Annotated in this window: 18 protein-coding genes; 5 read left to right on the top strand and 13 right to left on the bottom strand. The window is 72.1% G+C overall.

Annotation, left to right across the window (positions count from 1 at the left end):
• Positions 1-9: 9 nt before the first annotated feature.
• On the top strand, positions 10-666 hold the full coding sequence (locus JK364_RS12590; RefSeq protein WP_201850763.1) for a maleylpyruvate isomerase N-terminal domain-containing protein: 657 nt from the start codon (positions 10-12) through the stop codon (positions 664-666).
• Between the two features lie 57 nt (positions 667-723).
• Here JK364_RS12590 and JK364_RS57545 read toward each other — a convergent pair whose 3' ends face one another.
• Together JK364_RS57545 and JK364_RS12580 are read right to left on the bottom strand one after the other, a co-directional pair.
• Positions 724-3933, bottom strand: a complete 3210-nt coding sequence (locus tag JK364_RS57545) for a CHAT domain-containing protein (protein ID WP_307841245.1) — start codon at positions 3931-3933, stop codon at positions 724-726.
• 47 nt (positions 3934-3980) lie between these two features.
• Positions 3981-4421: a PPOX class F420-dependent oxidoreductase gene (locus JK364_RS12580; RefSeq protein ID WP_201850679.1), complete on the bottom strand. Its 441-nt coding sequence runs from the start codon at positions 4419-4421 to the stop codon at positions 3981-3983.
• A 121-nt stretch (positions 4422-4542) separates the two neighbouring features.
• On the opposite strand from JK364_RS12580, the gene JK364_RS12575 reads away from it, so the two are divergent.
• Together JK364_RS12575 and JK364_RS12570 are read left to right on the top strand one after the other, a co-directional pair.
• On the top strand, positions 4543-5520 hold the full coding sequence (locus tag JK364_RS12575; protein ID WP_201850678.1) for an MsnO8 family LLM class oxidoreductase: 978 nt from the start codon (positions 4543-4545) through the stop codon (positions 5518-5520).
• Between the two features lie 150 nt (positions 5521-5670).
• Positions 5671-7191 (top strand): sulfatase family protein, encoded by a 1521-nt coding sequence (locus JK364_RS12570; protein ID WP_201850677.1) that lies wholly within the window; start codon positions 5671-5673, stop codon positions 7189-7191.
• A 37-nt stretch (positions 7192-7228) separates the two neighbouring features.
• Here the strand turns inward: JK364_RS12570 and JK364_RS12565 are convergent, their stop codons facing one another.
• The gene (locus JK364_RS12565) at positions 7229-7789 is read right to left on the bottom strand and encodes a YceI family protein (protein WP_201850676.1); all 561 of its coding nucleotides are present in this window, start codon (positions 7787-7789) and stop codon (positions 7229-7231) included.
• A 10-nt stretch (positions 7790-7799) separates the two neighbouring features.
• The gene (locus tag JK364_RS12560; RefSeq protein WP_201850675.1) at positions 7800-9779 is read right to left on the bottom strand and encodes an aconitate hydratase; all 1980 of its coding nucleotides are present in this window, start codon (positions 9777-9779) and stop codon (positions 7800-7802) included.
• Between the two features lie 127 nt (positions 9780-9906).
• On the opposite strand from JK364_RS12560, the gene JK364_RS12555 reads away from it, so the two are divergent.
• Positions 9907-11238 carry a family 43 glycosylhydrolase gene (locus JK364_RS12555; RefSeq protein WP_201850673.1) on the top strand — a complete coding sequence of 444 codons (1332 nt, stop codon included), beginning with the start codon at positions 9907-9909 and terminating at the stop codon, positions 11236-11238.
• A gap of 19 nt (positions 11239-11257) precedes the next feature.
• Here the strand turns inward: JK364_RS12555 and JK364_RS12550 are convergent, their stop codons facing one another.
• The 7 genes from JK364_RS12550 to JK364_RS12520 all read right to left on the bottom strand — a co-directional run bounded on the left by JK364_RS12550 (position 11258) and on the right by JK364_RS12520 (position 18004).
• On the bottom strand, positions 11258-11986 hold the full coding sequence (locus JK364_RS12550) for a GntR family transcriptional regulator (RefSeq protein WP_201850671.1): 729 nt from the start codon (positions 11984-11986) through the stop codon (positions 11258-11260).
• A gap of 157 nt (positions 11987-12143) precedes the next feature.
• Positions 12144-13952, bottom strand: coding sequence for a phosphonate ABC transporter, permease protein PhnE (gene phnE / locus JK364_RS12545; protein ID WP_201850670.1), 1809 nt, complete (start codon positions 13950-13952; stop codon positions 12144-12146).
• A complete protein-coding gene (phnC, locus tag JK364_RS12540; protein ID WP_307841243.1) occupies positions 13953-14891 on the bottom strand; it encodes a phosphonate ABC transporter ATP-binding protein in 939 nt (312 codons plus the stop codon). It abuts the gene before it with no gap.
• Entirely contained in the window at positions 14888-15826 is a 939-nt protein-coding gene (locus JK364_RS12535; protein ID WP_201850668.1) for a phosphate/phosphite/phosphonate ABC transporter substrate-binding protein, read from the bottom strand. The genes phnC and JK364_RS12535 overlap by 4 nt, the downstream gene beginning before the upstream one ends.
• A gap of 256 nt (positions 15827-16082) precedes the next feature.
• Positions 16083-17021, bottom strand: coding sequence for a polyphosphate kinase 2 (gene ppk2, locus JK364_RS12530; protein WP_201850666.1), 939 nt, complete (start codon positions 17019-17021; stop codon positions 16083-16085).
• A gap of 20 nt (positions 17022-17041) precedes the next feature.
• Positions 17042-17275 carry a hypothetical protein gene (locus tag JK364_RS12525; RefSeq protein ID WP_201850664.1) on the bottom strand — a complete coding sequence of 78 codons (234 nt, stop codon included), beginning with the start codon at positions 17273-17275 and terminating at the stop codon, positions 17042-17044.
• 27 nt (positions 17276-17302) lie between these two features.
• Positions 17303-18004, bottom strand: a complete 702-nt coding sequence (locus JK364_RS12520; RefSeq protein WP_201850662.1) for an inorganic phosphate transporter — start codon at positions 18002-18004, stop codon at positions 17303-17305.
• A gap of 226 nt (positions 18005-18230) precedes the next feature.
• Here JK364_RS12520 and JK364_RS12515 point away from each other — a divergent pair, with 226 nt between their 5' ends.
• Positions 18231-19226 carry an alpha/beta fold hydrolase gene (locus JK364_RS12515; protein ID WP_201850660.1) on the top strand — a complete coding sequence of 332 codons (996 nt, stop codon included), beginning with the start codon at positions 18231-18233 and terminating at the stop codon, positions 19224-19226.
• A gap of 40 nt (positions 19227-19266) precedes the next feature.
• Here the strand turns inward: JK364_RS12515 and JK364_RS12510 are convergent, their stop codons facing one another.
• Together JK364_RS12510 and JK364_RS12505 are read right to left on the bottom strand one after the other, a co-directional pair.
• Positions 19267-19872, bottom strand: a complete 606-nt coding sequence (locus JK364_RS12510) for a response regulator transcription factor (RefSeq protein ID WP_201850658.1) — start codon at positions 19870-19872, stop codon at positions 19267-19269.
• Positions 19869-21101 (bottom strand): sensor histidine kinase, encoded by a 1233-nt coding sequence (locus JK364_RS12505; protein WP_230991784.1) that lies wholly within the window; start codon positions 21099-21101, stop codon positions 19869-19871. Before JK364_RS12505 ends, JK364_RS12510 begins: the two co-directional genes overlap by 4 nt.
• Positions 21102-21111: the final 10 nt, after the last annotated feature.

The following is a 21111-nucleotide window of genomic DNA, read 5'->3' as shown; positions in this document are numbered from 1 at the left end:
CTTGCGGCCGTGGATCTCTTCTCACGCTCGTGGACGGCGTTGCGCACGGCGGTCGCCGAGCTCCCGGACGAGGACTTCGCACGGCCCTCCGGCTGTGCCGGCTGGCTCGTCCGGGATCTGGTGTGCCACCTGGTCATCGACGCTCAGGACGTCCTGATCACCCTGGCTACCCCCACCGACGCGGAACCGACGCGCGACGCGGTGTCCTACTGGGAGGTGGCCGACGCGCCGCCGACCGGCGACGACCCGCTCGACGCGCTGACCGTCCGGCTGGCCGCCGCGTACGAGGACCCGTGGCTGCTGAAGTTCCACCTCGACGACGTGGGCTCCGCCGCCGGGCGCGCGGCCGGACTCGCCGACCCGGCCCTCCGGGTCGGCACCCGCGATGTGGTGCTCACCGCGGGCGACTACCTCTCCGCGTACGTCATGGAGTGGACCCTGCACCATCTCGACCTGATCGCCCACCTCCCGGGCGCGGCGGACCCTCCCGCCGAGAGCCTCACCGGGGCGCGCGAGATGCTGGAGAGGATCGCCGGGGCGGCGTTCCCCGCGTCGTGGTCCGACAAGGACACGCTGCTGGTCGGCACCGGGCGACGGGCCCCGACCGCCGGGGAACAGGCCGACCTGGGCGAACTGGCCGCGAAGCTCCCGCTCGTCCTCGGATAGCCCCGCGCCCTCCGGCCGGAGGGCGCGGGTCGCAGGTCGCAGGGCACGGAGCCGGGATCAGTGTGTGTCCCGGGCCGCCGGGTTGCCCTGGTGGGTGAAGGCGGCCCAGAAGTGGATCTGGTCGAGGTCGGTGCGGGTGGCCTCGCCGCGGAGTTCGCCGCGGAGGGTGGGCGGGGGCTCGCGGCGCGGGTCGAGCATCCAGAGCTGGGCGGCGCGCAGGGCGTCCACCGGGGCGAGGCCATGTGTGGTGACGAAGTCGTGGAAGACGGCCATCATCAGCGCCGTCGGGGCGTCGTTCACGGCCCAGCGCGAGCCGATGACATCGGCCGCGCCACGGGCGACCAGGGCGGTGGACAGAGTCAGGGCCTCGTCGTGGTCGCGGGTGCTCAGGTCCGTCTCGCAGGCACTGAGCACCACCAACGGGCCTGCCCCGCCCGGCTGTTCGGTGGCGGCGCCGTCCAGGATGCGGGCCACGGTCAGGCGTCCGGCCTCCTCGGGACCGCTGGGCGGGGCGGCGAGCCAGAGTGCCGAGCGGGTGGGGTCAGGACCGGCCAGGGCGTGGCAGCAGATGTGCAGAACGGCCACCGGTGAGCCGCCACCGGGCAGGGCGGCGAGGATGTCCTCGGGTGTCCCCGGCGCGTCGCTGACGTCGGCGGTGGGGAACTCGCCGTAGCGGAGGCCGTCCGGGTAGCAGGCCGTGTGCAGCGCCTCCGCCTCGATCTCGGCCCATACGAGGCTGAGTTCGGGGTCGGCGACCAGGACCTGCCCGGCGGCGGTGGGCAGCCGGTCCCGGGGCGCGGCCCGCAGGAACTCGGCGCCGGAGGGGGCGTAGCTGAGCACCGCCTCCTCGCAGGCGTACCGGTGCTCGCGCCCGTTGGTCCCGTACGGGGTGCGGGCCGCGTGCCAGGCGACCGCGCCGAGTGGCCCGCACGGCACCAGCACGATCCTGGGTGGCTTGTGGAGCGGGCCCACGGCGGCCAGGACGGGGCCCATCGCGGCGGGCCAGGCCCAGTCGCACAGCTCACGCAAGGCCACTTCCCACTGCCCGTCCCACTCCGTCCGACGGCCCGGTTCCGCCGTGGCGTCGGCTGCCCCGGTACGCCGGGCGGTGACGTCGAGGTAGCGCTCCAGTGGCGGGCTGCCGGGGGTCAGCAGCGGCAGCTTCAGGACGGCGGGCCGCGCGCTGTCGGTGTCGGGGCGGAGGACCAGGGCGAAGCCGGGCATGCCGGGGCGCTGTCCGGGGACGAGATAGACGAGCGCGTCGGTGCCGGAGGCGGTGAGACCGGCCCTCAGAGCCGGCAGGTCAGGGGGGCCGAGCAGCCGCCAGGCGTCCGCGCCGCTGCCCGCGCCCAGCGCCTCCAGTGCCCTGCGCCGCAGGGTGCCCGGGACCCGCTGCCCGGTGGCCTGGCCCGGCGGCGCGGCCGTGGCATCGGGCCGGGGCGCGTCCGTGGCATCGGGCTGAGGCACGGCCGTGGCATCGGACCGGGGCGCGTCCGTGGCGACCTCGGCGCGCCACTGCCGGGCCAGGTCCGGGTGCCCCCGGGCGTCGAGGAGTTCGGGAATGCCACGGGACGCGGCGGCGGCCCGCAGCACCAGGGCCCGGCCCAGTTCCAGCGCGTTCACCGCGTCGTCCGGGCGACCGCACACGGTGGTCCAGTAGGCCAGCCACAGCGCCTGTGCCGACCCGAAGCGGGCCACGGACAGGCCGTGCTCGGAGCCGAGTTGGAGCAGGACGTCGGCCGACACCCTGACCAGCGCCTCGCCTCGGGCGGCCAGGGCGGCCTCGCGGTCCGCGGCGGCGCGCGGACCACCGCGGTCGCGGCGCAGCCAATGGGCCTCGGACAGCTGCGTCAGGGCGTCGGCGGTGTGCGGCAGGCCATCGCCCCGGGCGATCAGCTCACGGACCCGGGACAGCTCGGTGATGCACAGGTCGAGCAGATCCGGGTCGTCGAGGTGGCGGGCGGTGTGCAGCAGGGCCCGGCCGAGCTGGTACCGCGACCGGAGTTCCTGGTGGGGGGAGGGCTGCGGTCCCTCGAGGATCCGGTGGACCTCCGCGATGGCCTCGGCGGCGGCGTCCCGGCTGGGCTCGATCATGATCAGCTGGATCAGCGCGGAGGCGCGTACGGCCGGGAAGTACGGCGCGAGCATGGGGGCGAGCCCCCGCGGGTCGGTCTCCACCACCTCCCTCAGATACCCGGCCGCGGCGCGGAATCCGGCCGGATCCTGGGTACGGGCGGCCTGTTCCTGATGGACCTCGGCCAGGACACCGGCGAGGGCGAAGCGGTTCTCCTGGTCGGGCGGCAGCATCGCGTACAGGCCGGTCAACTCCTCGACCAGGCGCGGCAGCACGGTGGGGTCCCCGCTGCGGCGGGCCAGAGCCAGCTCGTGCTGGGCGGCGAACACCACCGAGGTCAGCGTGTTCAGGGACGGCAGTGAGCCCTCGTCCTCGTATACGGCACGCAACTCCCTGGCCATGGTCAGCGCGGCGTCGGCGGCCTGGAGGCTGCCCCCGAGCACCGCCACCTCATGGAGCCGCCCGGCCATGCCGGCGGCCAGGGAACGGCGGGCGGTCGCGGCCCTCTCGCCGTCCCCCGACAAGGTGTCGATCATCTCCCGGAGCCGGGTGGCGCTGGTCTCCAGGTGTGTCAGATCGCCGGTCTGGGACACCCGTACGGCATCGACCAGAGCGGCCAGCCGCTTCTCCAGACCGACATACCCCGGGCGGCTGGGACGGTCGTCGGGATCCGGCCCCGGCTCCGCCATGGCGGCCTCGTCCAGCTCGTCGAAGTCCATGGTGCCGGGCACCAGGAGGTTGGCCCACACCAGCAGGGCGGCGTGCAGCCTGGCGATGCGGAGCCGTTCGGGCGTGGGCCGTTCGACCGTGGGCGCCGGCAGCTCCCGCAGGGCCTGCCGGGCGACGTCCGCGCCGCGCCGGACGTCCTGGGCCAGTGCCCGGGGGTCGCCCTCGCCCGAGCCGAGCCCGGTCAGCAGCTCGCGCAGCGGGGCGAGGCCCGGCCGGTCCAGGCCCAGGGCCGCCACTTCCGCGTGGGCCTCCTCGGGGGAGTTCGTGGGGTGGTCCACGGCCCGGTACAGCCACACCACGAGCTCCGTGAACCGCGGTATGTCGTCCGTGGCCCAGCACAGCACGCCCTGGACGGCGGCGGCCAGCGGTTCGCCCGCGTGGCCACCGCCACCACCACCGCCACCACCACTGCCATCGCCATCGCCACCGCCATCGCCATCGCCGTGGCGTCGTTCCTCGTCCACCCCGCGCTCCTCCCCCGTGTCCTGTCCCCCGTGCCCGGACCGCGCCCTCACGCCTCCGGCAGCACCCCCGGCCGGAACCTCTCCACGCCGGCCACGCGGTGGACATGGTGCGGCTCGATGTAGACCGCCACCCGCACCTCGCCGGGGGCCAGCCAGGGGAATGTCTCCGTGCCCAGGTACTTCCGCGCGAGACGGTCCATCACCCGTACGGCCGGATCGCCCTCGACGAAGCGGACGGCGCTGCCCCGGATCTCCACCCGGTGATACGGGTCCTCGGTGTCCATACAGCACAGCGACACGCGGGGATCACGCCGGAGGTTCTCCTCCTTGACCCGGCCCGCCGAGGTGTTGATCACCACCAGGCCGTCCTCCAGATCGGCCCACATCGGCGTCAACTGCGGCGAACCGTCCGGGTTCAGCGTGGCCACCTGCCAGAACCGGGGTTCCCGAAGCCATGTGCGGGTGATGTCGTCCAGCGTGGCAGCCATGCGGTCTCGCTCCTCTTTCGTGGGCCAAACCGTCAACGCATACCCTGACCACCGGGGTTCCGAACACCCGGGGTCGGGGAACCGCTGCCGTACCCCACCGGCACTCCGTATGCTCACAGGCATGATCGATGTGCCGCTCTCCGCGCTGGAAGTCGCCATGGTCCAAGCTGGTACGCGAGCCGTGGACACGCTGCGTGACACCACCGCCTTCGCCCAGCGTCTCGACGCCCTCGGCTACCGCCGACTCTGGTACGCCGAGCACCACCACTCCCCCGCCATCGGCGCGTTCCCACCCGTGGTCCTGACCGCCCACGCGGCCGCGTCGACCTCGGCCATCCGCCTGGGTTCCGGAGGCGTACTGGCCCCCAACCACGCCCCCATCATGCTGGCGGAGCAGTTCGGCACCCTCGCCGCGCTGCACCCCGACCGGATCGACCTGGGCATCGGCCGCGGTCCCGGCACCTTCGACGAGGCCACGGCCCGGGCGCTGCGGCATGGCGCCGGTCCGACGACGGAGGACGGGTACCGGGACGATGTGGCGGCGACGCTGCGGTTCCTGGTCGAGGAGGTCGCGCTCGGCACGCTCCCGGAGCCGTGGCTGCTGGCCTCCAGCGACGCCGGTGCGGCGCTCGCCGCGCGGCTCGGCCTGCCCATGGCCTTCGCCCATCACATCCGCCCCGACAACACCCTCGCCGCGCTCGACCACTACCGTGCGCGTTTCTCCCCCTCCCCGTGGTGCGAAAGCCCCCGGGTGCTGGTGTGCGTGGAGACCATCTGCGCCGAGACCGAGGACGAGGCCAAGTGGCTGGCGGGCCCGATGAACGTCGTCAAGGCCGGGCTCCTCAAGGGCCACAGCGAGACCCCGTTCCCCTCCCCCGAGGAGGCGTCGGCGCATCCGTTCACCGCGGAGGAGCGGGCGGGGGTCGCGGCGTTCGGGGCCCATCAGGCGTACGGCACGCCCGAGACCGTCCTGCGGCGGCTGGCGGAGGTGGCGAAGGCGACCGGCGCTGAGGAGCTGATGCTGGTCACACCGGTCTACTCGCTGGCCGCGCGCCTGCGCAGTTACGAACTCGTCAAACAGCACGCCGCCACGCCGTAGGCGACGCCGCCGCGACGCTGTTCGGACAAGCTCACGGCAGGCGCCCCGGGCCGCTCATGGCCCGGGGCGCCGGTGTCTCACAAGAATCACACAAAGCCGTCTCCTACGGTTCCCGGCGACCAAGACGCACAACTCGTAGGAGGTTGCGCCATGTTCGGCAGTCGCCGTCCACGTGTCCTCGCCGCCCTGTGTGCGGCCCTGGCCATCGCGATGCTGGCCTCGTGCAACAACAGAATGGGGAACACGGCCGAAGGTGCCACCTCTGACGCCGCCGCCTCGCGTTCCGGCACGAAGCCCAACATCGTGTACGTCCTCACCGACGACCTGGCGTGGAATCTCGTGAAGTACATGCCGCACGTAGAGCAGATGCGGAAGAAGGGGACGACGTTCACCGACTTCTTCGCCACCGACTCGCTGTGCTGCCCGTCGCGTTCGTCCCTCCTCACCGGGCAGTACCCGCACAACACCGGGGTCTTCACCAACAGCGGTGATGACGGCGGCTACCGCGCCTTCATGAAGAACCGCAACGAGGAGAAGACCTTCGGGCCCGCGCTGCAACGCGCCGGCTACCGCACCGGGTTCATGGGCAAGTACCTCAACGGATACCAGCCGGGCGACAAGAACGGCACCGGCAAGCCCTATGTGCCCTCCGGCTGGGACGAGTGGGACGTCGCCGGGGACGGCTACAAGGAGTACGACTACGACCTCAACGAGAACGGCAAGGTCGTGCCCTATGGGAAGGCCCCCCAGGACTATCTGACGGACGTCCTGTCGAAGAAGGCCACCTCCTTCATCGGCTCCTCGGCGGAGGCGAAGAAGCCGTTCATGCTGGAGGTCGCCACGTTCGCACCGCACGGCCCCTCCACACCCGCGCCGCGCGACGAGGACACGTTCCCCGGGCTCACGGCTCCGCAGACCGATGCCTATGACCAGGCGACCCGTAACGCGCCGGAGTGGCAGAAGATCCTGACGCCGCTGAAGTCGAAGGAGAAGAAGGAGATCGACCGGAAGTTCGCCAAGCGCGTGCGCTCGGTCCAGGCGGTCGACGACATGATCGGTCAGCTGGAGAAGACGCTCGAGGAGAAGGGGCTGGCGGACGACACCTATATCGTGTTCGGCTCGGACAACGGCTTCCACATGGGCGAACACCGGCTCCGTCCCGGCAAGCAGACCGCCTACGACACCGACGTCAACGTGCCGCTGATGGTCACCGGGCCCGATGTTCCGGCCGGTGAGAAGGTGTCGCAGCTCGCGGAGAACGTCGATCTGAACCCGACCTTCCTGGACCTGGCGGGCGTGGACCCGCCGTCGACCGTGGACGGGCGCAGCCTCAAGGACCTGATGCACGGCCGGACGGAGAAGGACTGGCGCCGGACCGTCCTGGTCGAGCACCATCACGCGGGTTCCACGAAGGACGATCCCGACGCGGCGCCCGACATCAGCGGCAACCCGCCGAGCTACGCGGCGATGCGCACCGATGACTCCCTCTACGTCGAATACACCGATGGGCAGCGGGAGTTCTACGCGCTGGACTCCGATCCCGAGCAGCTGAACAACCGGGCGGCGTCCCTCTCGGCCGAACAACGGGCCGCCCTGCACCGCACCCTCACCGCGCTCCAGCGGTGCAAGGGCGCGGAAAGCTGCCAGAACGCGTCCCGGACCGGCGGCTAACGGCACCCCCTGGCTTTACCCCCGGCGTGGCGGACCCTCAAGGGCCCGCCACGCCGGGGCATATGAACTCCACCCGGACCTCATCGGCCAGCTTCAACGCGCCCAGGAACGCGGTGTACGGCTTGATCCCCCAGGTGGACTGCGGGAAGGACGCCGAGCCGCGCAGCGTCCCGTCCGGATCGGCGCTCCCGTGCACCGTCACCGGGTGGGTCCGGCCCTTGATGGTGAGGTCGCCCGTGATCTCGAAGGACTCGGGCGTACCGGTGATGTGGGTGGAGCGGAAGGTGATCGTGGGGTGCTCCGCGGTGTGCAGCTGCCCCTTGCCCTCCAGTGTCCGCTTGATGTCGGCCCGGTCGCCGTCCGTGAGCGGCTTCAGCCCGCCGGTCCCCTCGCGGACGTCCCAAGAGTCCGTCTCGATCGTCACGCTCACCGACGACCGCTCAGGAGCGTCGGCCACCACCGCCACGTCCCCGGACCATCGGGTGGCCGCGATCGTCAGATCGTGCCCCGCCCTCCGGCCGAGCCCGGTACGGCTGGTCCTGATCAGCAGCCGGGCGTCCGGCGGGCCTATCCGATACGTTCCGTCGCTCAGTGTCATAGCACTCACCTCAGTGTGCGAGAGCCGGGATGATACCGCCCGCGAGCACCGCTTCCCGCTGCCGGGGCGAGAGCCGGTGGCGGACGGTGTACTCCTCGTCCCGGGTCGCGTTGCGGACGCGGAGGGCCGGGTCGCCGTCCGGGGCGAGGGCCTCGCGCAGACCGGACACATGCAGCCGGTCGTCGGGGCCGATGCGGTCGTAGTCGGCGGGGTCCTCGAATTCGAGCGGCAGCACACCGAAGTTGACCAGGTTCTGCCAGTGGATGCGGGCGTAGGACTTGGCGATGACGGCTCGCAGGCCGAGGTAGCGCGGGGCGATGGCGGCGTGTTCGCGGGACGAGCCCTGGCCGTAGTTCGCACCGGCGACGATGAGATGCCCGGTGTCCTCCCGGACCGCCTCGGCGCGCCGCGGATAGTCGGGGTCCAGCCGGATGAGGGTGAATCCCGCCAGCTTGGGGATGTTGGAGCGGTAGGGCAGGGCGTCCGCCCCGGCCGGGGAGATCTCGTCGGTTGAGACGTCGTCACCGGCCTTGAGGAGTACGGGGCCGTGGATGCTGTCCGGCAGCGGATCCAGCTGCGGCAGCGCGGAGATGTTGGGGCCCCGTACCAGCCGCACGCGTGCGGCCTCGTCCGGTGGCAGCGGTGGTTCCAGCATGGCGTCGTTGTTCGACGGCGGGTCGGGGGCGTCCGGCGCGGGAGGGACCGCCACCGAGACGCGCTCGGCCCAGTCGCGGGGATCCACGATGGCGCCGGTCAGCGCGGAGGCCGTGGCGGTCTCCGGTGAGCACAGCCACACCGCGTCGTCCGCGGTGCCCGAGCGACCGGGGAAGTTGCGCGGGAAGGTGCGCAGGGAGTTGCTTCCGGTGGCCGGGGCCTGCCCCATGCCGATGCAGCCGAGACAGCCCGACTGGTGGACGCGGGCACCGGCGGCGATCAGGTCGAACGTGGCACCGCGGCGCGTCAGGTCCTGGAGGATCTCGCGGGATGTCGGGTTGATGTCGAAGCTCACCCCGGCCGGGACCTGGCGCCCGGCCACCATGGCGGCGGGGACGGCGAAGTCGCGGAATCCGGGGTTGGCGGAGGAGCCGATGACGGCCTGGGCGATGGGCTCCCCGGCGGCCTCCCTGACCGGCACGACGTTTCCCGGCGAGGTGGGCCGCGCGATGAGCGGCTCCAGTGACGACAGGTCGATCTCCTCGTCGAGGTCGTAGGACGCGTCCTCCGCCGCGGTGATCTCGACGAAGTCCTCGCCGCGCCCCACCCCGTCGAGGAAGCCGCGCACCGCCGCGTCCGAGGGGAACACGGTGGTGGTGGCGCCGAGTTCCGCCCCCATGTTGGCGATGACGTGGCGGTCCATCGCGGTGAGGGAGGCCAGACCGGGGCCGTGGTACTCCAGGACACGGTGGACGCCGCCCTGCACCCCGTGCCGGCGCAGCAGCTCCAGGATCACATCCTTGGCGCTGACCCACGGAGGCAGCTCCCCGGTCAGCCGGATGCCCCAGACCTTCGGCATGGTGAGGTGGAGCGGCCGTCCGGCCATGGCGAGCGCCACTTCCAGGCCGCCGGTGCCGATCGCCAGCATGCCCAGGGAACCGGCCGCGCAGGTGTGGGAGTCGGAACCGGCCAGCGTCTTGCCGGGGGCGCCGAAGTGGTGCATATGGGTCGGGTGGGAAACGCCGTTGCCGGGTTTGGAGAACCACAGGCCGAAGCGGCGGGCGGCCGAGCGCAGGAAGAGGTGGTCCTCGGCGTTGCGCTCGTCGGCCTGGAGGATGTTGTGGTCGACGTACTGGACGCTGGCCTCGGTACGGACCCGGTCCAGGCCCAGCGCCTCCAGCTCCTGCATCACCAGCGTGCCGGTGGCATCCTGCGTCAGCGTCTGGTCCACCCGCAGCGCGATCTCCTCCCCCGGCGCCGTCCGGCCGGACAACAGATGATCATCGATGAGCCGCTGGGTCACGGTGCCGTGCGCACGGGCACGGGGCAGATCCATGAGCCACCGCCTTTCCGGGCGGAGCGTCCGGACCCTCCGGGCGCCCGCATCGGGTACCCGGTCCGCGTCGCGTCATCTTTTTTCCTGGCTCTTGACGTAAATCGGCGGGCATCCGCATGCTGTGCTCATGCCAACCAGCTCCGAGAACAGGTCGCCCATCCACAGACGCACATTGCTGGCCGGAGTCGCGGGTTCCCTGGGCGTGGCGGCGGGACTGCCCGCGGCCACCGCCCAGGCATCGCCCCCGGAGGCCGCCGCGACGCGGCGCTACCCGTCGAACTGGCCCGAACCCGACCCCTACGGCCTCGCGGACACCCGCCCGGACCTGTGGCCGCGCAAGGACAACTCCTTCGTCCTCCCGCTCCAGCCGCGCCCCCGCGACCGGGAGCGCGGCCTGGTCTGGATGCGGGACACCTACGTCAACTGCTTCGTCGTGGACGGCCGTCCGGTCTACGTGGCCACGGGCACCACCCGCGTGCCCGGACTCACCACCGCCGGCCCGTGGAACGACGGCATCTTCGTGTGGGTGGCCCCGTCCCTGCGGGGCCCCTGGAAGCTGGTCGACACCACCGGCATCCGGCCCGGCGCCGAGCGGGGCAAGGTGTGGTCACCCGAGTTCGCCGGCGAGAACCAGCCCGGACGCACCGTCGTCGCCCCGTGGCAGGAGTACTGGTACGACGAGCGGTTCGGCAAGCGTGGCGAGGTCTGGGCCCCGGAGCTGCACCACTTCCGCGGCACCTGGTACATCGTCGCGTGCATGGGCGACCACTCCCGGAAGGTCGGGTCGTTCCTGCTGGTGAGCGAGGGTGGCGTCGAGGGCCCGTACCGGCTCATCGAGGGCAATCTCGACAAGCCCTTCGGCCACCCGTTCATCGGGGGGCCGGATTTCATCGAGCCCGGCGCGTACCACCACATCGACGGCAGCCTCTTCACCGAGGGCGACGACGCGTGGCTCGTGCTGCACAACAACCTCTACGCGAGGTTCCGGGACGACATGGAGGACATCGTCCCGACGAGCGGCCTCCCGGCGTTCCGGCAGCGGCCCTACTCCCCCGAGCCGTATCTCGAGGGTGCGTACGTGTTCAAGCACGGGGGCGCGTACTACCTGCTCCAGGCCGCGTGGAACCGGACGTCGGTCAATCCCGACGGCAGCACGCGTTACGCCTACGACCCGCCCGGTCCGGGCCGTGTCCAGTACCACTACGACGCCGTCATCGCCGTCGCGGACCGCTTCGAGGGGCCGTACTCCAAGCGGTGGACCGCGGGTGTCGGCGCCGGCCACAACAATGTCTTCGTGGACCACGGCGGCCGTCTGTGGGCCACGTTCTTCCGCAATCCGAACTTCGGCTACTGGTCCGACCCGTCGCGCATCGCCGACGCCGCCGTGCCCGGTGTCGTACGGCTGGAGTGGACCGGCCCGGAGGGCCGCCGGCTGTACGTCCGGCGCCGCCAACGGTAGAGGTGCCGGGGCCGGGTGGTCAGGGGGTGGCGGCCGGGCCGTCGAGCTCGACGATGATCCGGATGCTGTCCGGGCGGGACCAGCTGGAGCTGCACATCACCGCACGGCCGGAGACCGCGTCCCGGCTCAGGCTCTCCACCAGCCACACCGGCCGGTTGTGCGCCGTCTCCAGCCCCTCCGCCACCCGCCGGTCCGGCAGCACACTGCACACCCGGCACCAGGAGCGCACCGGGGTCACCCCGCACATCTGCCGCAGGATGGAGTCCAGCGACTCCACGGCGTGCACGGCCGCGTCCAGCTCCGGCAGCATGTCGACCGGGATCCACTCCTCGGACCAGCCGCTCAGCAGGCCGTCGATGTACGACTGCCGGATCAGCAGGTGGACCGCGCTGCCCTCCTCGCGCTCCAGCCGCTCGGCGATGGCGCCGGTGGCCGGGACGGTGGTCACGTCGCGCACCACGGTGCGCGGCACACCGCCCGCCTCGCGGATGGTCTGGTGCATCGAGGGGACCCGGCTCTGGGAGAGCACATAGTCCAGCGGACGGTTGACGAAGGTGCCCGCGCCCCGGACCCGGCGGACCATATAGCGGCCTTCCAGCTCCTGGAGAGCGGAGCGGGCGGCCGCCCGGCTGACGCCGAAGCGGGCCGCGATCTCGTGCTCGCTGGCGACACGGACGTCAGTCGGCTGGTCCGCTATCTCGGCGGCGAGCACCTCGGCGATCTCTGTGTAGCGGCTTCGACTGGGCACCTCGTCACTCTGAACCGCGCGAGTTGTCCGGACAAGTCAGCGAAATGAACCATTCCACTTCCAGTGGGTGAACGGTGGGAACAGTTGTCGTGTCCTCTGCCGGGCCGCCTGTGGGGGCCTCCGCCCCAGACTCCGAGTCCAGGGGCGGAGCGCCCGGTCAGGCGTACACCTTGCGCACCCAGACGGCCAGCCCCTCGATGAGCAGCACCAGCCCCAGCACCATCAGCACGATGGTGGTGACCACGGGGAACTGCAGGACCCGGGCCGCGTTCAGCAGGTCGTAGCCGATGCCACCGGCGCCGACGATGCCGAGCAGGGTCGCCGCGCGCAGATTGACGTCCAGCTGGTACAGCAGATGCCCCACCACCGCGGGCCAGGCCCGGGGCAGGATGGCCCCGAAGAACACCTGGTGCCTGCGGGCACCGGTGGCCACCAGGGCGCGGGCCGGGCCGGGGTCGGTCTCCTCCAGGGAGTCGGCCACCAGCTTGCCGAGCAGACCGATGGAGCCGACGCCGAGGGCGAGCGCGCCGGAGACCGCGCCCAGGCCGGTCACGACGACGAAGACGATCGCCAGGACCAGTTCCGGGATGGCCCGCACCAGGAGGATGACCGTGCGGAAGAACCGCGCCACCCGGGGCGACCCCACCACGTTCCGGGCCGCGAGAGCGCCCAGCGGCAGCGCCAGGACCAGCCCGATGAGGGTGCCCGCGAGCGCGATCTGGAGGGTGACCCACAGATCGTCCCAGAGCTGGCCGCCGATCCCCCCGGTGCCGGGCGGCAGGAAGTCGCCCAGGGTCGGGAAGAACGACTCGGCGCCACGCCGCAGGGTGCCCCAGGACAGACCGGAGCGCACGGCAGAGGCCACGACCAGGGCGACGGTGAGCACCAGCCAGGTGGTCCGGCGGATCCGCCGGGCGCTCCAGCGCGGCAGGCTCCGGCGGCGCCGTACCGGCGTGGCACCACCGGCCGGGGACGCGGGGGTGCCCACAGGGGCGGTGCCCACGGCGGCGGTGCCCACGACGGCGTTGGTGTCGCCCGGCCGGTCGTCGCGGCGCGCGCCCCGGAGCGCCGGCCACGAACGGCTGGACCGCCGTGAAGCGGTGACGTCCTGGAGCAGGGTGCGCCGGATGGCACCGGAGATCGACTCGGCGACGAAGCAGAGCAGCAGCAGGACCAGGGCGATCGCCATCGCCCGCCGGTAGTCGAGGGTGGTGATCGCCGTGGACAGCGCGTACCCCAGGCCGTTGACGCCGACGAAGCCGAGCACGGCCGAGGCGCGCAGGTTGATGTCGAGGCGGTGCAGCGCGGTGGCCACCAGGGACGGCAGCGCCTGCGGCAGCACCGCGCCGGTGATCTGCTGCAGCCGCCCGGCGCCGGTCGCGCGCAGCGCGGTGCGCGGGCCCTCGTCGGTCTGCTCGACGGCGTCCGCGTACAGCTTGCCCACCATGCCGACGGAGTGGACACCGAGCGCGACCACACCCGTCATCCCGCCCAGCCCGAAGACGCGGAAGGCGGCGATGGCGAAGACCACCTCGGGGACGGCGCGGCAGAGCACGATCACCCCGCGGGAGGCGGCCCGAGCGGCGGTCCCCGGCGTGGTGTTACGGGCCGCCAGCAGGGCCAGCGGCACGCTGAGCACCACCGAGAGCACGGTGGCGGAGACCACGATGGCCAGCGTCTGCCAGATCAGCGAGAGCAGTTCACCGGTCGGCGGGAAGTCCAGCGGGAGCGCCCGCGAGAGGAAGGCCACCGCGTTGTCGCCGCTGTCCATGAGCGTGGCGATGTTGATCCGGAGCGCGCTGAACGCCCAGACGCCACCGCCCACGCACAGCAGCAGTGCCATGGCCGCGCTGAGCCCGGCCGCGGTGGGCCGGGCCAGGGTCCGCCGGTGCGGACGCGCCGCGCCGGGACCCGGGCCGGGACCGCTGGGCGGCGCGGCCGGGGGATGCTGTTCGACTACCGACACTCAGTCCCCCTTCGCGAGCGCGGGGACGGGGACGGGGGCGGACGCGGAGACGGGGTGGCGGGCGGCGGTCGAGCCCGCCGCGACGGCGGCGGCCATGCCCTCGGCGCTCCCGGCGGCCACCTCCTCGTACAGCCGCATCACTGTCGCGCGGTCGATGCCCTCGGTGGCGACGTCCATCACCACCCGGCCCGACCGCAGGCCGACGATCCGGTGCGCCCAGGACAGGGCCAGATCGACCTGGTGCAGACTGCACAGCACGGTCAGCTCCCGCTCCTGGGCCACGCGCGCCAGCAGCCGCATGACCTGGGCCGAGGACTCGGGGTCGAGGGAGGCCACCGGCTCGTCGGCCAGCAGCAGGCCGGGTTCCTGCATCAGGGCGCGGGCCACCGCGACGCGCTGTTGCTGGCCGCCGGACAGGGTGTCCGCCCGCTGGAAGGCGTGCGCGGCCAGACCCACCTGCTCCAGCCCGTCCAGCGCGCGTTCCCGCACCGCCCGCGGATAGCTGAGCAGCCCCAGCCGGGGCCCGCGCAGCGACCCGAGGGCGCCGGTGCACACGTTCTCCAGGACGCTGAGCCGGCCGACCAGATGGAACTGCTGGAAGACGAAGCCGATCCGGCGGCGCAGCGCGCGCAGCTCGGACCGGTCGGCCCGGGCCAGCGCGGTGCCGAGGACCGTGCCGTCGCCGGAGGTCGGCGGCTGGAGCCCGTCGAGCAGGGAGAGCAGCGTCGACTTGCCGGAGCCGGACAGCCCCAGCAGGGCCACGACCTCACCGGGCCGCACCTCGAACGACACCTCGTCCAGGGCGAGCAGGGAGTCGGCGCCGCTGCCGAACCGCTTCGTCAGACCGTCCAGCCGGATCACCGGCTCCCCGGCGGTGACCGGGGAGCCGGTGGCCGGGGAGGCCGTGGCCGGGGAGGTGCCGGCGGTCGGGGCCGTCACGAGCCGTCCTTGCACTGCGCGTCCTTGGTGGCGTCGCAGACGGCGCGGACGCTGTCGTAGTCGGAGTCCTTCACCGCGACGAAGCCCCAGTTGTCGTCGATCTTGCAGCCGTCGCCGGAGCAGTAGCCCTTGGACTCCATGTAGTCGGCGTTGGCCTTGGTCTCGAACGCGTCGACGATCTTCTTCTGCAGGCTCGCGGTGAGGTCGGTGGAGACCGCGGCGGGCGAGCCGGGGATCTCGGTGGACTTCCAGACGGTCTTCAGCTGGCCCTTCTTGAGCTTGCCCTGCTTGATCAGGTCGCTGTCCACCATGGTGTCGAAGGCGAAGCCCGCGTCGCAGTCACCGGAGGCGACCGACAGCGCCGAGGCGTCGTGGCCACCCGCCATGACCTTGGTGTAGTCGCCGGGCTTCACGCCCGCCTTCAGCAGACCGGACTGCGGGTAGAGATAGCCGGACGTCGAGGTCGGGTCCACGAAGCACACCTTGTGGCCCTTGAAGTCGGCGAGGCTCTTGATGTCCTTGTTGCTGCCGCGGGTGATGCCGTACGACTGGTAGCCCGGCGTCTCGCCCTTGGCTGCGACCAGCGCACCGGCCAGCTTCACCCCCACTCCGCTGCCCTTGGCGACGACGTAGGAGAGCGGACCGTACAGCGCGACATCCGCCTTGTGCGCCCGCTGCGCCTCGATGACGGCGGCGTAGCTGGTCGCCTTCTGCATCTGGACCTTCTTGCCGGTCTCGGCCTTCAGCAGCTTGACGATCGGGGCGTACTGCTGGGCGAGCGAGGTGGAGTTCTCCGACGGGATCGCCGCGACCACCAGGGTGTCGGGGTCCCGTCCCTCCGAGGTGGAGCCGTTGTCGGAGGCGCTGGCACCGCAGGCCGTGAGCACGAGCGGCAGCAGCGCGGCAGCGAGGGGGATGCGGAGGTGGCGAGGCATGCGTCGTCCTTCGAGCGGTGGGGCGATCGGGCCTCTCGGGGAGTGAGGGCACCGGGGATGACGCCCACCCTGCGGAGAACAGGTGTGCACACCCCGCGCCGTCGGTTACGGCTGTCTGAACGATGCGGGAGGCAACGGGCGGCTTGACCGGACAACCCGGGGCGGTCCGGCGCGCCGGCGCGCGCCAGGGCCGGGCCCGGGTGTGCGGGCCCGGCCCTGGCGTCCGGCGTCCGTGTGCTCGACTTCGGTGTGCTCGTCAGCGCCCGTCGGCGTCGTTCGTCCCGGTGGCACCGGTGGCGTCGTTCGTGTCGTCCTCGCCCTCCTCCAGCAGACCCGCCGCCGCGCCCACGACGCGCGGGTCGGCGGTGCCGACGACCTCCTCGTCCTTGTTGGAGTAGTCGAAACGGGCGAGCACACTGCGCATGGCCTCCACGCGCGCCCGCTTCTTGTCGTTGCTCTTGACCACCGTCCAGGGCGCGTACTCGGTGTCCGTCTCACGGAACATGGCGACCTTCGCGGCCGTGTAGTCGTCCCAGCGGGCCAGCGAGGCGAGGTCCATCGGGCTGAGCTTCCACTGCCGTACGGGGTCCACCTGGCGGATCGTGAAGCGGGTGCGCTGCTCGCTCTGGGACACCGAGAACCAGAACTTCACCAGGTCCACACCGTCGTCCACGAGCATCCGCTCGAAGAGCGGCGCCTGGCGCATGAAGCGCCGGTACTCGTCCTTGGAGCAGAAGCCCATGACCCGCTCGACACCGGCCCGGTTGTACCAGGACCGGTCGAAGAGCACGATCTCACCCGCGGTCGGCAGATGCTCCACGTACCGCTGGAAGTACCACTGGCCACGTTCGCGCTCGGTCGGCTTCTCCAGCGCCACGACCCGGGCGCCACGTGGGTTGAGGTGCTCGGTGAAGCGCTTGATGGTGCCGCCCTTGCCGGCCGCGTCCCGACCCTCGAAGACGATGACGAGCCGGCGTCCGGTCTCCTTGATCCAGCTCTGCAGCTTCAGCAGCTCTATCTGCTGGAGCCGCTTGTGCCACTCGTACTCCTTGCGCTCCATGCGGTGCGCGTAGGGATAGTTCTCCCGCCAGGTGTCGACCGGGCTGCCGTCCGGCCGGATGAGCACGGGGTCGTCGTGGTCGCTGTAGTCGACCGTCAGGTCGGCCAGCTCGGACAGCAAGGGCGGCGTTGTCATCCAGTCCTTCCTTTCCGTTCTCAGTGGAACTGCGGCACGATCAGGTAGATCCCGTAGGCCACCACCGCCGCGCACGCCACGAAGCACAGTCCGGCCTGGGTGAGGCCCAGGGTCGAGCCGGTGCCGTTCTCCTCACGGGCCGCCTCCACGCGGGCGACGCCCAGGACGCCGAGGGCGAAGACGGTGACAGCGGCGATGGTGACGCCGATGCTCACCGCGGTGACCTGGCCGAGTGCGGTCCAGTCGAGATGCATCGTTTTAACTCTCCGGAAATCGAGGACTTATGCGGCCGTGCCGACCTTGGCCGGCGGCTCGTTGCGGATGGTGACCTCGTGGGCGTCGTTGACGTTCTTCGCGTCCACGGGGTTACGGCGGGAGAGGAGCACGATGCCCCCGGCGAGGGCCGCGCCGATCAGCGCGACGACCACCGCACCGATGTTTCCGCCGTTCGTGACCACGCTCGCGGAGACGCCGCCGACCAGCGCGGCGGCGGGCAGGGTGACCATCCAGGCGATCACCATGCGGCCCGCGACGCCCCAGCGCACCTCCGCCAGCCGTCGGCCGAGACCCGCGGAGGCGATCACCCACAGCGGCGGACCGGCGTCATGGCCGAGGGCACCCGTCGAGATCAGGGTCAGCGTGATGACGCCCATGGTCTTCTGCGCGTCGTTGGTGCCGTGGGCGAGGGAGACGAGCGAGGCCGAGGCGATCTGACCGGCCCGGAACCCCTTGGTCACCGACTTCTTGCGGGCGCGGTCGGTGAGCCGGTACGCGAGGTAGGTGGCCAGCAGCGCGGCGACACCGGCCACGACCGGCGAGGCCACCGCCGGTATCAGCACCTTCTCGACAACCTTGTCAAAGTGCACGCCATGAGAACCAGCACCGACCCACACGGCCCCGACCAGCCCCGCGAAGATCATGCCTGGGGTGAAAGCGAGCGCCGTGACGATGACGACCGCCACCAAGAAGGTGATGTGGTCCATTCCTGTATGCAAACAAGCTCAGGCCAATGCCCGGCGAACTCGAGGCAAAGGCAGTACAAGGACGACGCGGGCAGGTCGTGGGAATCGTTGTCAGCGCGGCATGACCCTGGTGGATCACCTACTTCACCCGATCGGACCCTGCCGCGCGGCCACGCGCCGCGGGTCCGGCGAACGTTGAGGAGCCACAAAACCCTCAAGCGAAGACCTCCAGGGAAGCGAGGACACCATGGCGGCGTCTCCGGCTCTCGGCTCCGCACGCGGACGGCTCCGGGCACGTGTCGCGGCGGCCGGGTGCGCGATGGCGGTGTGCGCGGCCGTGGCGGCCCCGGCCGCCGCGGAGGACGACAACGCCCCTCGTAAACCCACGGTGGTCCTGATCCACGGCGCGTTCGCGGACGGCTCCAGCTGGAACGGTGTCATCGAACGGCTGGAGCGCCGCGGCTACCCCGTCATCGCCCCCGCCAACCCGCTGCGCGGCCTCACCACCGACTCCGCCTACATCGCCTCCGTCCTGGACAGCGTCAAGGGCCCGATCGTGCTGGTGGGCCACTCCTACGGCGGCGCGGTCATCAGCGTGGCCGCGGCGGGGAACTCCCGGGTGAAGTCGCTGGTGTACGTGTCCGCCCAGGTGCTCGACAAGGGGGAGAGCGGGCAGTCGCTGGCCGCCCGGTACCCCAGCGAGCTCGCCACCGCCATCAAGGCGGTCCCGTACCGGGCCGGTGGCGGGGTGCGGGGCACGGATCTGTACCTCAAGCGGGACAAGCTCCACCGGGTCTTCGCCGCCGATCTGCCGGCCAGTACGGCGAGGCTGCTGGCGGCGACCCAACGGCCCGCCGCGACGGCCGCGTTCTCGGAGAAGGCCAAGGTGGCGGCGTGGCGGCAGATCCCGTCCTGGTTCCTCGTCGCCCGGCAGGACAAGACCATCAACCCCCGGCAGGAGCGCTTCGAGGCCAAGCGCGCCCACTCGCACACCGTGGAGATCAACTCCTCTCACGTGGCCATGATCGCCCACCCCCAGGCGGTCACCGACCTCATCATCAAGGCCGCCACGGCCACCGGTTCGGCCCGGCCGTCGCCCGCGGCCAACCCCTCCGACTCCCGCGCCCGGGGGGAGTCCCGGCCCGCCGACGCGGCCGCCGCGTGGGTGATCGCGGGCGCGGTGGCGCTGCTCCTGGGCGGTGTCGCCCTCCTCTTCGGCCGCCGCCGCCGACGCCCGCGCTGACCTGTCGCCGATGACTGCTGACGGCTACCGGCGCAGCCCCCTACAGCCATCCGCGCTCGCGGGCGATCCGCGCCGCCATGTGGCGGTTCTCCGCGCCGAGTTTGGCCGCCGCGGCGGACAGGTAGTTGCGCACCGTCCCGGGCGACAGCGCGGCGCGGGACGCGATTTCCGCCACCGGTGCCCCGTCCGCGGCCAGGGACAGCATTTCCGCCTCGCGGGGAGTGAGCGGCGACTCGCCCGCGGCGATCGCGTCCGCCGCCAGTTCGTGGTCCACGTAGCGGCCGTCCGTGTGCACCGTACGGATGATCTCGGCCAGGCGCCGCGCGGACACCGTCTTCGGCACGAAGCCGCGCACACCCGCCGCCAGCGCCTGTTTCAGCGCCCCGGCCCCGGCGTGGCTGGTAACGATCATCGAGGCGCACTCCGGTACCTCGTCGCGCAGCCGCGTCGCCACCGACACCCCGTCACGCCCGGGCATCCGCATGTCCAGGACGGCCACGTCGGGGCGGTGTGCCCGGGCCATGGCCAGCGCCTCGTCGCCCGTTCCGGCCTCCGCCACCACGATGATGTCGTCCTCCAGCGCGAGGAGGGAGGCGAGCGCGCCCCGGATGAGGTGTTCGTCGTCCGCCAGCAGAACCCTGATCATTCGCCCGCCTCCCACGGAATCCTCGCGGTCAGGCGGAAGGTCCCGTCCGGGTGCCGCTCGGTGGCCAGGGTGCCGTCCACCTCGGCCAGGCGCTCGCGCAGCCCCGGCAGGCCGCTGCCGGTGCCCGGTCGGGGGTCCGCGTCCGCCCCGTCGTTCTCCATCAGCAGTGCCACCGAGCCCCCGACCGTGGCACGCACGGACACCTCGCAGCGGGACGCGCCCTGCGCGTGGCGGAGCACGTTCGTCGTTCCCTCGCGGACCACCCAGCCGAGCGCGGTCTGCGTCTGCGCGGGCAGCCGCGCCGCCGGGCCGTTCTCGATCCGGCAGTCGATCCCGGCCGCTTCGAGGACGGACCGGGCTCCGGCCAGTTCCGCGTGCAGATCGGCGGTGCGGTAGCCCCGTACCACCGCGCGGATCTCCCGCTGGGACTCCTGCGCGATCCGCTGCACCTCCTCCATCTGGGCCACCGCCTCCTCCCGGCCCCGCCGGGCCAGTTCCACCGCGAGTTCGCTCTTCAGCGCCACCACCGCGAGGTTACGGCCCAGCACATCGTGCAGATCGCGGCCGAAGCGCAGCCGCTCCTCCGCCACGGCGAGGCGGGCCTGCGTCGCCCGCGCCCTGGCCAGCTCCTCGATCAGCCGCACGCTCCATCCGGAGACCCGTATCGCCATGGCCATGAACGGAACCATCAGCAAGGTGGCGCCGATCGCGAGGGCCAGCGCCTGGCCCGACAGCCCGCTGGCCGCCGCCGCGCCGAGCGCCACCACCGGCACCGCCGCGACCAGCGCCGCCCCGGCGCGGCGCGGCAGCGCCAGCATCGGCGGGCCGGCGTAGTACATCAGCAGCCAGACCAGATACGCCGCCAGGTTCCCTTCGTGGATGCGTCCGGTGGCCAGCAACGCACACCCCAGGGCGGCCATGGCCACGGTGACGGCGGCGTACAGCGCGACCAGCCAGACCGGGCGCGGTCCGGCGCCGAGGTAGTGGAGCAGGGCGGCGCGGGAGAGCAGCCCCTGGACGGCGACGTGCGCCGTGCCCACCGCCGCCACCAGGGCCAGCCCGAGCGGGCCGGCCTCCGATGTGGCGATCCAGAACACCCACAGCGCCGCCTCGGTGACGGCGAGGAAGGCGACGGTGGCGAGAGTGTAGCGGCGGTAGCGCTCGGGCCCGTCCGGTCCCCCGAACCGCTCCACCCAGTGCTCCACGCTCATATTCATCGTCCCGCTCATGTCCCTCATC

Source organism: Streptomyces endocoffeicus, assembly GCF_016741935.1.
GTDB classification, from domain to species: Bacteria; Actinomycetota; Actinomycetes; order Streptomycetales; family Streptomycetaceae; genus Streptomyces; species Streptomyces endocoffeicus.
This window is presented reverse-complemented; position numbering and strand designations above follow the sequence as displayed.